This window comes from Streptomyces sp. 13-12-16 (assembly GCF_002114215.1).
Classification (GTDB): domain Bacteria; phylum Actinomycetota; class Actinomycetes; order Streptomycetales; family Streptomycetaceae; genus Streptomyces.
Map to the genome: position 1 here is coordinate 1213 of NZ_NCTE01001192.1, position 11957 is coordinate 13169.

Annotated in this window: 10 protein-coding genes; 3 read left to right on the forward strand and 7 right to left on the reverse strand. The window is 70.0% G+C overall.

From position 1 onward, the window contains the following. The coding region (locus B7767_RS37325; RefSeq protein ID WP_143652861.1) for a glycoside hydrolase family 5 protein at positions 1-1216 on the reverse strand (1216 nt) is incomplete at its 3' end. Between the two features lie 144 nt (positions 1217-1360). Between B7767_RS37325 and B7767_RS37330 the strand changes: the two genes are divergently transcribed. Further along, positions 1361-1987: a sugar O-acetyltransferase gene (locus tag B7767_RS37330; protein WP_085575869.1), complete on the forward strand. Its 627-nt coding sequence runs from the start codon at positions 1361-1363 to the stop codon at positions 1985-1987. Positions 1988-2033: 46 nt separating this feature from the next. Here the strand turns inward: B7767_RS37330 and B7767_RS37335 are convergent, their stop codons facing one another. Then, positions 2034-2849 (reverse strand): class I SAM-dependent methyltransferase, encoded by an 816-nt coding sequence (locus tag B7767_RS37335; protein WP_085575870.1) that lies wholly within the window; start codon positions 2847-2849, stop codon positions 2034-2036. A gap of 235 nt (positions 2850-3084) precedes the next feature. Beyond that, a complete protein-coding gene (locus B7767_RS37340; RefSeq protein ID WP_085575871.1) occupies positions 3085-4788 on the reverse strand; it encodes a SpoIIE family protein phosphatase in 1704 nt (567 codons plus the stop codon). A gap of 301 nt (positions 4789-5089) precedes the next feature. Between B7767_RS37340 and B7767_RS37345 the strand changes: the two genes are divergently transcribed. Continuing rightward, positions 5090-5659 (forward strand): DUF2087 domain-containing protein, encoded by a 570-nt coding sequence (locus tag B7767_RS37345; protein ID WP_085575872.1) that lies wholly within the window; start codon positions 5090-5092, stop codon positions 5657-5659. 109 nt (positions 5660-5768) lie between these two features. On the opposite strand, the gene B7767_RS37350 is transcribed toward B7767_RS37345, so the two are convergent. The 3 genes from B7767_RS37350 to B7767_RS37360 form a co-directional block, all read right to left on the reverse strand. Next, a complete protein-coding gene (locus B7767_RS37350; RefSeq protein WP_256923705.1) occupies positions 5769-6272 on the reverse strand; it encodes a hypothetical protein in 504 nt (167 codons plus the stop codon). A gap of 96 nt (positions 6273-6368) precedes the next feature. After that, positions 6369-7016, reverse strand: coding sequence for a peptidoglycan-binding protein (locus B7767_RS49455; protein ID WP_085575873.1), 648 nt, complete (start codon positions 7014-7016; stop codon positions 6369-6371). A 337-nt stretch (positions 7017-7353) separates the two neighbouring features. Further along, entirely contained in the window at positions 7354-8223 is an 870-nt protein-coding gene (locus B7767_RS37360; protein ID WP_085575874.1) for a peptidoglycan-binding protein, read from the reverse strand. Between the two features lie 333 nt (positions 8224-8556). Between B7767_RS37360 and B7767_RS37365 the strand changes: the two genes are divergently transcribed. Then, complete coding sequence (locus B7767_RS37365) at positions 8557-10035, forward strand: hypothetical protein (protein WP_143652859.1); 1479 nt, start codon at positions 8557-8559, stop codon at positions 10033-10035. A 17-nt stretch (positions 10036-10052) separates the two neighbouring features. On the opposite strand, the gene B7767_RS37370 is transcribed toward B7767_RS37365, so the two are convergent. Then, a complete protein-coding gene (locus B7767_RS37370) occupies positions 10053-11504 on the reverse strand; it encodes a DUF308 domain-containing protein (RefSeq protein ID WP_143652860.1) in 1452 nt (483 codons plus the stop codon). Positions 11505-11957: the final 453 nt, after the last annotated feature.

The following is an 11957-nucleotide window of genomic DNA, read 5'->3' on the forward strand; positions in this document are numbered from 1 at the left end:
CGAAGTCGGCGTCCGCGCGGATCAGCCGGTCGACGAAGTTCTCGAACCAGGCGCGTGGTGCGGCGCCCGTCTCCTCACGGCCGCCGACGCCGAACTCGCTGATCCAGACGGGGGCGGTGAAGTGCCGGTCCTGTTCGGCGGTGACGAAGAATGCCTGGCGGTCCAGTACGTCGGTCAGTTCGGCGGGTGAGAGGTCCTGGTAGCGGGGGTCGGTGGTCTCACCGATCCCGGTGGCGCCGCTGTGGTTCGGGCCGGTGTAGCCGTAGAAGTGGGCGGAGTAGACGAGTTTGCCCGAGTCGACGAGGGTGTGCGAGAGATGGCGTACGGGTTCCAGGGCGGGGCGCCCGTGCGCGAACCCGTCGACGGGGATGCCGGTCCAGTTGATGCCCTCGACGACGATGAGGAGATCGGGGTTGGCCTCCGTCAGGAGGCGGTCACCGAGGCGCTGGGAGGCGCTGAACCAGTCGTGGTCGTCGCCGAGGCCCCAGTTGGGGTCGTCCCAGATGTCGCGGCGGACCTCGTTGTAGAGGTCCGCGCCCACGACGCGCTTGTCGTCCCGGTAGCGGCGGGCCATGAACAGCCAGTCGTTCTCCCAGGCCTCCGTGGACCGGCTCGCGTTCCAGCGCTCGTTGCCGTCCACTCCGCAGCACCAACGGGTGGTGTTGGTGTGGTTGTTGAGGATCACCGCGAGGCCGGAGCGGGTGAGTTCGCGCACTACGGCGTCGTAGACCTGGAGCGGGGTCCTCCCTCTCAGGGCGGGGTTGGCGGCGACGGCGTCGTCGGTGACGGGACGCGTGTCGTGGATCATTTCGTTGGAGAAGGGCAGCCGGACGCTGTTGATCCCGATCTCCCGGAAGCCGGCGATGATGTCGGCCACGTGGGCGCGGTCGAGGCCGAGCGGTATCCGGCCGGCGTTCTCCCCGGCGTGGTGGTTGGCGTCGTCGTCCGCACTGCCGGTGCCGTTCCAGGTACCGCTGGCGCCGTGCCAGTTGCCGGACCGCAGTTTGAACCGGTTCCCGTCCGCGTCGACGATCCAGCGGCCCCGCGTGCTGAGCGGCGCCGTCCAGTCCGCGGCGGCGGAAGCCGCTTCCGTGCGGGAAGTGCTCTGTTGCGGGGCCGCCGCCGCGGGAACGGGCGCCAGGAGCGCCGGCAGGAGGAGAGCGGTCAGCAGTGTCTTGCCCAGGGAGCCGCGCACGGTCACCGTCCCGGTCGTCATCGCGACATAGTGGCTGTCATGCAAGCGTCATAATGCGGGACGGGGGCGCCGTGGTCCAGGCGAAGGCATGGGCTCGGTGCGCGCGGCCGGCCGAGGGCGCGTCGGGCCCGGGCCCGGGAGTTGGACGAACGGAGCCGTTCCGCTGTGACGCACGCGCACGAGGAACACGAGGAAGAGGTCCTGGCCCGGATCGCCGAGGGGCTCGTCTACACCGAGTCGGAAGCGGCCTTCCAGGCTCCCCGGCGCCGCACCGAGCAGATCTTCGAGTACAACCACACCCCACCGGGTGAGACGGGGAAGCGCCGGTCGCTGCTCGTCGCGATCCTCGGGTCGGTCGGTGAACGCACGGTGCTGCTGCCGCCGTTCCACGCCGGGTTCGGCAGCAACGTCCACATCGGCGACGACTTCTTCGGGAACGTGAACCTCACCTTCGTCGACGATGTCGACATCCGCATAGGTGACGGTGTGATGATCGCTCCGAGCGTGACCCTGACCACGACGGGACACCCGGTGCACCCCTCGCGGCGCAGCGACTTCGGGCGGTTCTCGGATCCGATCGTGATCGAGGACAAGGTGTGGATCGGCAGCAACGCCGTCGTCCTGCCCGGCGTCCGCATCGGATACGGGTCGGTCATCGGCGCCGGCAGTGTCGTCAGCCGCAGCATTCCCCCGATGACCGTCGCGCTCGGCACCCCTTGCCGCGTGGTCCGCGCCATCACCGACGAGGACCTCGCCACACGTACCGCCGAAGGGCGGGCGGCGTCGTCCTGACGTGAGCCGACGCCTTGGGCTTCACAGCCGCTCCGGTCGGAAGCGGTCAGCTCCGGGCCTCCTCGGGTTTCCGGCCCCAGGCGGTCAGCAGGCCGGCGGAGAGCGCGGCGCACTCGTCGGAGTCCAGGTACCGGACCGCGGCGTCGACGGCGTCGTCGTCGACCAGGCCGGTGGCGAGCATCGCCGCTCTGCTCCGCTCCCAGGTGTCCGCCCAGAAGCGGCTGATGGGACTGCCGGGCAGCAGCGGCGGCGCGTGCATCTCGGCGGCGACACGCACGAGCCCCGCTTCGCGCAGCAGCCGGGGGTACGACGGCACCCAGGAGACGTCGGTGCCGATGGTCTCCCGCAGTCCCCGCCACATCGCCCGCATCGCCACCGTGTACGGCGTGCCGGGCGCCTGGTCGCTCGTCAGGTCGACCGCGTCACCGAGCACCAGCACACCGCCGGGCGCGACGAGTCCGGCCAGTGCTCTGATCAGACGTTCCCGCTCGGGCAGGTGCATCAGCACGAAGCGCGCGTGGACGAGCCGGAACCGGCCGGGGGCGAAGTCCGGGGCGGTGATGTCGGCCTCCAGCACGTCGAGCCCCGGAACGGGCCGCTCGGTGAGGAAACGGACGTCGCGGTCCACGGCGAGCACGCTCGTCACCCCGGCCTCGGCCAGCAGCCGGCGGGATACCGTGCCCGTTCCGGCGCCCACGTCGAGGCAGCGCCATCCCGGGCCGGCTCCGAGTGACCGCAGCCGCGCCAGGGTGATGCCGTCGTAGGCGAGGGCCCCGTGGTCGATGCGCTCGTCCTCGTGCGGCTGTCCGGGGCGGAAGACGTCCTCGCCGTACCGGCCGCGCCCGCGCGGTCCGGCGGTCACGTCGCCGCCCGCGTGACGCCGGGAGCGCCGTCCCCGGCGCGTTCCGGCACCCGGTCGGCGGAGGGCTTCGGCAGCGGGTCGTCGGACTGTTCCATGGCCGGACCTCGTTCACGCGGTGGACGGTGCCGGGCGGCCTGTCGCGGGGCCGCCCCGCCGATCCTCCACCGGGGCCCGCCGGGACGGCCGAGGCGCGCCGCGCCTGGGCCGATCGGCCCTCCGAAGCCCCCTTGCGGGGTCAGCCCTCGGGAACGCGCAGGGCCAGGAGGGCCACGTCGTCGTCGTTGTCGGCGGGGCGGACCCGGCGGAGCAGCTGGTCGGTGAACGAGATGAGGGGGCGGTGGGCGAGGGCGGCGGCGTGCTGGCGCAGCCGGTTCAGCCCCGTGTCGAGGCTCTGGCCGGGCGCCTCGATGAGGCCGTCCGTGTACAGCACCAGGGTGGAACCCGGCGGGAGCAGCGCGGTGGCGTCGGGGCGCCGCAGGCCCGTCTGGGTGCCCAGGAGGATGCCGTGGCCGTCGGTGAGGTAGTCGGCCAGGCCGTCCCGGCTGATCAGCAGCGGCGGAGGGTGGCCCGCGTTGGTCCAGGACAGCTGCCAGTGACCGTCGTGGGCCGTTTCGATCCGGCCGAAGATCATGGTGGCCATGGCGACGTCGGTGATGTGCTGGACCGCCTCGTCGAGCCGTTCGACGACGCGGCTGGGAGGCTCGTGCTGGGACCAGGCGTAGGCGCGGAGCATGTTGCGGACCTGCGCCATGCCGGCCGCCGCCTCCAGGTCGTGGCCGACGACGTCGCCGATGGCCAGGGCGGTGGACGTGTCGGGCAGGGGGAAGGCGTCGTACCAGTCGCCGCCGACATGCGAGGCGTCGGGTGCGGGCAGGTAGCGGACGTTCATCTCCAGGCCCTGAAGGCCCGGCATCTGGGGCAGCAGGTGGTTCTGCATGGTCTCGGCCACCTTGCGCTGACGCTGGTAGAGGCGGGCGTTGTCCAGGGCGAGGCCGGCCCGGCGCGCGATGTCCTCGATCAGCGGAAGGTCCACGGGGGCGAAGGCCGCCGGAGTCTCGGTACGGCCCAGGGTGAGCGCGCCCAGGACCGCGCGCGGACCGCGGATGGGTGCGATGGCCGCGGAGTGCATCCCCGTGGCTTGGAACAGGCGGCCCTGCTCGACCGCGATGCCGGAATCCGGTGTCCCCTGGTAGGTCTGCGGACCGGCCAGGGTGGAGGCGACCCCGCGCAGTGCTCTGGACAGGGGCATCGGGGATTCCTCGGGGATCGGCGGCATCGGTCCCTGCAGGTCCTCGCGCCGCACCGGCGTGTCGCCCTCGGCGTGGACCACGACGGTGCGCCACACCTCGTCACGTTCGGTGATCAGGTCGACGATCGCCCAGTCCGCCAGCCGGGGCACGACCAGGGCCACCAGCCGCCGCAGCGCCTCGTCGACGTCGAGAGTGGAGGTCAGCTGCGCGGTGGTCTCGGCCAGCAGTGCCAGCCGTTGCAGTTCCGACAGCGACCGGGCCGGCGGCTCCGGTCGCGGACCGGTGGTCCCCGGGTGTTCGGGGGTGTGGAAGACGACGAGTGTGGCGGCCCGGCGGTCGCCGATGTCGTACGGGGTGATCAGCCAGGAGACCGGCAGCACCGACCCGTCGGCGCGTGCGAAGTGGTCGTCGTCGCCCTGGGCCGGGTGTCCGGCGTGGAACGCCTGTCGCATCGCGCATTGGGTTCTCGGCAGTTGCTGTCCCTGCGGGTCCCGGTGCAGCAGGTCGTGCGCGTCCTGGCCGAGGAGCTCCGTGGCGGGCCGGCCCAGCAGTTCCTCGGCGCGGGCGTTGACGGCGATGATGCAGCCCTGCTCGTCGACGACGTAGGCGCCCGCGCCGACGGCTTCCAGCGCGGCGGAAGTGATCGGCACGGACAGCCCGTGGCCCTCCCTGTGCTCCGACCCTGTCATCGTGACCTCCTCGCCTGCCGGACCGACGCCCCGCCCGCCGCCCGTATGCCCGGCCGCCTGTGCCTTCTTCCGCTTTCCCGCCCTCCCCGTATGCCCATACGTGTGAAGATCCCACGTCGTCCGACGGCTTTGATGAAGTTCGCTCCCACGAAGCCGGGCGGGGGCACCTCACGTGACGTGCTCGACATGCCGGACATCCGGAAGCTCGCGCGGAAAACGACGGGCGTCCGCTGTGTCCCGGGGGTAGCGTCCCGGTGGCATGGTTCGGGGAGTGCCGCTCCCGGAAGGACGGAGACGGAGCATGACGGGCGAAGACGTGGCCGGGCTGTTCGCCGACGAGACCCGGGTGCGGGTCTTCGCCGCTGTGGCGCTGGGCGCGACGAGCGCCGCCGAGGTCGTCGAGCGGACCGGGTTGCCGGCCAGGGAGGCCCTCCTCGCGCTGCGGCGGCTCGAGGAGAGGGAGGCCCTCACGGCGGACGCCGACGGCCTCGCGGTGTCCTACGACTCGTTCCGCCGCCTGGCGCGCGAGGCGGCCGGGCCACGGCCCGCGCAGGACCACGGCACCGGGGACGAGCGGGTCGAGGCGGTGCTCCGCACGTTCGTACGGGACGGACGGCTGGTGAAGCTGCCGGCTCAGTGGAACCGGAAGAAGCTGGTACTGCGCCACATCGCGGAACGCGCCTTCGAGCCCGGCCGGGAGTACGCGGAGAAGGAGGTCGACGAAAGGCTCCGCGTCTGGTGCGAAGGGGGCCGGACCGACCATGTGACCCTGCGCCGGTACCTCGTCGACCTGCACCATCTGCACCGGAGCGACGGCATCTACCGCCGTCCGGCCGAGGACGACGTCCGACTCGTCGTCCGGTCCCGCTGACCCCCGGGGCGTCGGCGGGCACCTTCCGTCGTGCGGGGCGTCCGGGAGGCGTGTCCGTCACCGCCGCAGAGGCAGCAGTCCGGACACGGCGAGGTGCTGGGCGCGGGGATCAGGCATCCTCGTCGGCACGGCCCTCCCCCGCCATGTACCGCCGGACCAGGGCGTGAGCGAGGACGACCAGGGCGATCAGCATGAGGGCCTCGGTCCGGATGGGACGCAGCCCGACATGGCGGGCGAGATCGGGGAACGCGCCGACGACGGCGATCAGCGCGGAGGCGGCCCGCTGCCAGGTGATGAAGTGGTCGCCGCGGGCGCGGGCCGGCAGCCGCAGGGTGGACGCACAGCCGATCGCGGAGAGGACGATGGAGGCCGCCCGCCAGACCTGCGGCTTCTCGACGCCGCCGACCTGGGCGAACAGGCCCATCACGGCCGGCAGCAGGAAGGACGGGTAGACCCCGCCGACGATGCGGCGCGGGGCTGGTTCACGCATCCAGTCGGTATGGCTCTGCACCACGTTCCACCACAGGCCGACCAGAGTGAAGCAGGTGGTGGAGAAGAGCGCGTAGAAGGTACTGACGTCCGTGAAGGACGAGGGTGGCAGCGTTTCCGGCACCCGCGGGCCTTACACGCCCCGCACCCGACCGGTGCCGCCGGTACGGGCTGCACACCGGCTCGCGAGAACCGCTGACGGGCCGACGGGCTCTCCCGGTCACCAGTCGGGGGGCACGTCGGAGCCGAAACGGCCGCCGGCCGGGCGCTTCTCGAAGTGGAGATGGGGGCCGGTGGCGTTCCCGGTGGAGCCGACTTCCCCGACTTTCTGGCCGGCCTTGACCGGGCCCCCTTTCACGGTCTGCTCGGAGAGGTGGCAGTAGTAGAAGTCGAACCCGCCGACGCGCAGCACGAGGAAGTCGCCGAAACTGCGGTCGTGTCCGCTGCGGACGACGGAACCGTCGCGCACCGCGACACAGGGCTTCCCCTTCGGGGCGGCGTAGTCCGCGCCGGTGTGACGGCCCAGGCTCCAGTGGGGCCCCCTCTTCCCGTAGGGGGTCGTGACGCCGTGCCCCGGTACGGGAGATGTGACGCGGGCACCACTCGGGGCCGGCGTCGCCGTCGGGACGCGGAGCCGGTCCCAGCTCGCCTTGCCCGGTATGCCGTTGGCATCGGCTCCCTCGAACCCGATCTTGTGCTGCCAGGCGGCGTACGACTGTTGGTCGGTATCGGTCCACTCGGGACCCGGACCCGTCCGGTACTTCCCGCACCCTTCCGCCACCAGGCGTTTGCCCATCGAGGCGATGACGGGGCTGCGTTGTCCCTTGTGGAAGAATCCCGCTCCTGGGAATGGCGCCGTCGCGGGCATGGCCCTCTCTCCTTTCCGTGGGGCTCGGCGAGGCGCCGGATGACGGTGCGGGATCGTCTGTCGAACGCGCGAGATGTCACCGTACCGGCGCCGGAAGTGGTCGATCGGCGTGGAGGCCGGTAAGGAGTGACCTGCCGGTCGGCACAGCGGCGCCCCCGCCCGGGAGCCACGGGTCCTTCCGGACCGTGCGCCGCTGACTGTCGCAGTCTCTCTTCTTCCACCATGCGCCCGATGGGAACGGCGCGCAAACCCGGGAACCGGGCTGGCCCGCGGGTTTTCTGACGGCCCGTCCGCCGGTTCCGTTCCCGGAACGCTCCGGCACGGCGCTCGCGACGCCTCAGACGCCGGGGACGGCCAGCCTGTCCCAGCTGAACCGGCCGGGAACGCCGTCGGCGGAGCCGCCCTCGAACCCCAGCTTCCGCTGCCAGGCGGTGTAGGACCTCACGTCGCCCGGTCCCCATACGTCGATGCCGGTGCCGGACGTGTAGCGGTCGCAGTCCTCGGCGACGAGCCGGCCGTGCATTTCCGCGATGACGGGCGACCTGCGTCCCGCACGGAAGAACGACGCCCCGGGGAACGGCTCGAACCGGGGCTCGTCAGGGAGCGGTCCGGGCGGCCGTGACACGAACGCCGGCCAGGAGCCGGGGTCGACATGGTCGTTCTCCGGGACGTGGGCATGGGCGTACCACCCGCCCCGCGACCTCCACTCGTCGTCCGGGCACGTACGGCGGGACAGGGAAGTCGGAGGACCCATGGGCCAGACGTCCGGTACGTCCCATGAGCTGACCCATGCGTGGAGGGCGTCCCAGCCCTGGCAAGGGGTGTCGACCAGCCGTGCGAAGACCTTGCCGTCGACTCGGCAGTGGGGGAAGAACAGGGCCTCGATCTGGATGACCACCTTGCCGGCCCGGTTGGTACGAGTACCGCCGGCCGTGTCGGACAGGGCTTTGCTGCGGGAGGTGGCGGGGAAGAACTGGGCGAACGCTCCGGTGAAGGGGTCCCAGAGGATGTGCGGAGCCCGGCCTTTGCCGCCGCCGGTGAAGAAGCCCTGGAGGTTGCCGAAGGGGACGAGATCCAGGGGAGCCTCGGCGTCGGCCTCCCTGTCCGCCGTGATGTGCGCGATCGCCCTCGCCGGGAACTCGGGGTCGCACGGCGCATGGTCCCCGACGTCCGCCTTGAGGGCCTGAGGCATCCATGGGTGGGGCATGACGGGATCCTTCCCTCTTCGCACCGCACATGGCTGTGGGGTGCGGCAGGAGTGGAAGGGGGAAGCGGGCACCGGGGCGGACAAGCGGCCCCACGGCAAGCCCTCCCCCACTTCCTACGATGCGTCTGCCGGGGGTCCGCTGCAAACGGGTGGGACGATCGGTGGCAGCGTCCGGGGTCCGATGTTCCCGTTGCGGGGTGTGCCGGACAGGTGAAGAGTGGATTCATATCGGCTGCGCATTCTTCCGGCTTCGCATTTCCCGAAGCCGCCGTCGGGGGGGAAGAATCGCCGACGGGCCGAAGCATCACAGCGCACAGCCCATCCGGAACCATCATGGCCAGAACATCCCGGCGGTATGTCTTTCACGCGGCCAACGTTTCCCTTCTGACTGCGGCGCTCGCGTTGCCGGCCGGCATGACGGTATCCATGCCGGAGTCCCGCGATCCGGCCGGGAGCGCCGTCGCAGCCCCCGCTCAGACCACGGACCCCCCGTCGCCCCCTCCTTCTCCGCCGAGTGATCCCACCGACGAAGACACCGGGCCTTCCTCCCCTCCACCGACGACCGAGTCGAACGATTCCGGCGTCCCCGACGATTCCACGGACTCCCCGCCGTCTCCCACCTCCACCTCGGACGAGACGCCTGAGGATTCCCCGACGTCGGATTCCGGTGGAACGGACGAGCAGACACCCGAAGACCCGTCGGATCTGGAGACGGAATCCGATGAGGTGACGACGTCCCTGAGCGAGGAGAAGGAAAAGGTCCCCGAGGAACTCGCGCCGGCCGTGGACACCTTGCTGGACATCGTCAGCGCCCTCGACGCCCCGGAGACGTTGCCGCAGGACAGGGAGGGAATCATCGAGAGCGCCGAGAACCTGACCACCGCGCTGGAGGTCATCAGTGATCCGAGTACCCCTCCCGAACTGCGGAAACAGTTGACCGCGCTGGTGAAGCAGGTGACCTCCACGCTCAAGACGATCAGCAGTCCACGGGTGCCGCCCGAAGAGCGGTCCATGCTCATCCTGGTGGTCAAGCGGACGACATCCGTCCTGGACGTCATCTGCGACCCCAAGACGCCACAGGAGCTGCGGGGAACGCTGATCGCCACAGTGGACGATACGCACTACGCCTTGGAGAGAAGCCCGGACGGCACGCAGTCGGATTCGACGGACGGAAGCCAGGGGCCGGATGAAAGCAAGGGCCCGGACCAAGACCAATCGACCGCGATGCTGCTGGGCGCCTCTTCGGAGATCGTGCGCGACCGGAGGACACCTCCGAGGGAACGGGAAAAGCTGGCGGACATCACCCAGCAGGTCAGCTCGTTGCTGAGGAAAGTCACCGATCCGAAGACGTCGCAGGAGGAGCGGTCCGAAGCCAAGAAGGAACTGGATGAGCGAACCACTCATATGAAGGAACAGCAGGAGGAATCCGCGTCCGCCCAGGACCGCCCGGAGGAGTCCCTCGGCAAGGCGGCCGCGCTCTGCACCAGTGCCATATTCGAGGCCGCCCCGGAGTCCAGCATCATGCGCGGGCTGAAGAAGCTGGTGCCCGCGCAGTGGAAGGACGAAGGGGTCAAGGACTTCTACAAGGCGAAGGAGAAGAGCAAGGACCAGCTCGACGTCCTCGCTCAACTGCGGAACAACGAGGACTCCCGGGCCCCGTTCGACGTCGTGCCGCTCGTCACCGCACTCGCCGAGATCGTGCCGCGCGACAGGCTGTTCGGGGAGCTGAGCGGTTCTGCTCTCTACTGCCAGCAGACCGCCTCGTACCTCGACGAGGAGTTCGGCGTCACTGTGGGCACCTGGCTCACGTAGGCCGGCGGGCGGCCGGGTCACACTCCTGCGGATGCCAGCAGTTCCGCCACGGAGACCTCCGAATCCGCACGGGCCTTCGCGGCGCCGTACCTTTCCTGTTCCCTCCTTTCTTCCTGGTAGTCGCCCAGCCCGGAGTAATCGAAGCGGAGTGATGAAATGGAGGAGATGAACCGTCCCCGCGGAGACCAGACAGCCGTCACATAGCGCGGCTTGCGCGTCACGTTGATGAGGTTGTTGTTGTGCCGCACCCTTCCACGATAGATGAGTTGCTCCCCGCATACCGCCGGCGGACAGTGGTAGCCGCTGTTCTCCTCCCATGAGGGATGAGCGAGCCTGAAATCCTCCACATCGAGCTTGCCGCGATCTTTCCTCATGTACGAGATCTGAAATTCGACACTCACGGTGTCGTATCCGGCATCCCTGGGGAGCTGGAACACACGTTTCATGGAGTATTCCTGCCCCACGTCGAGCGAGCTGCCGGATTCGGAGAACCGGCCACTGCTTATCGTGGTGTATCTGAGCCGGTCGACGTGGAGCTCCGCCTCCCCCTCACTCCTTCCCTGCCGCCCCACGCTCTCCCTCCACTCCGTCGTCATGTCCTCCTCGCCGCTGGAGTACTCCGCACCCCTGCCGCGGACCCTGTAGATGTCGTTGACGATGTACACCGGGATTCCTCCCGTGTTTTTCATGTACAACGTCAGCGGGACGTGCACGTACGGGACGTTGCGGTCCTCCCACGCTTTCCCGAACTCCGCCTTCAGAGTGAAGTGCATGGGGGCCGCAGCGGGCTGGTACATGGTGGAATACGCGAGGCTGACGGCTGTCAGGAGCGCCGTGGCGGCCACCCCGGCAGCGAATTTCTTGGGGTGCGGGACGCACTCCCATGATTTTTCGCGCACAAGAAGGGACAGTGCCCACAGGGACCAGCACAGCAGGGGCATGTAGACCCATATGTGATGCGTGTACTCCCTCTCCTCGAGCCAGAGGGAAAGGAGGAGGGTGGCGGTGGCCAGCACAATGAAGACCCCGAGCAGGACAATTGCCCCGGAGGCCCTGTAGTACCGCCTTCCCCAGTAGTCCCGAGCCGCTGTCGCCGCCACTCCCTGCACCACACCCGACAGGACGAACAGAGCACCGGTGACACGTTGTGCGAAAGTCAGGGCCCCTGAGGCGTCCGGCCATCCGATGACCACGCTGAAAGCCATGGAGACGAGCAGTCCGGCCATCATGAGCGACATGGCCGTGCGCCTTCTCCAGGCCCGGTCGGGCCAGGTCCTGCTGTCACCCCCGCGCCAGAATACGGATGACGGGTCATCCAGGTCCGTGTCTTCCGGGTAACCGGAACGGCCGAGTATCTTTCGCAGCTCGTCCGGTGACCAGGCGCTGCCGACCGTCTCACCGCCGATGGTGACCCGGCGAAGGCCACGGCTGTCGGGCGGATCCACGATGGCCCACGGACGGATGCGCATGACCCCAGACTCGAACCCGGGTCGTCGTGGTGCACCCGGAGCTACCCCGTTCGGAAGGAGGCCGGAGAGGTCTCCGCGTCACCCGCACGGGCTGAACGACCGGGCGGGAAGCACGATGTCCGGACGGTGCGACAGGCGCCCCGTCAGGTCGCATAGGACAGTAGGACCATGAACCGTCACCGACGCCCGCCCCGGCGTGCCCCGTGGATCGCAGGCGGTGCCGCTGTGCTCGTCCTCGGTGGCATCGGCGTATGGGTGTTGGTGGCGCAGGACGGCGGCACGCCCAGCCCCACGCCTTCGGCCTCGAACGACCTGTCCCTTCCGACGCTGAACCCGTTGCCGTCCTGGACGTTCACGGCGGATCCGTCGAGCACGGCACGGCGGACGCCGGCGTCCACGCCGTCCCCCGGACCGACGGCGTCCCGGCCCGGTCGGCCGACCCCGTCGGCCCCG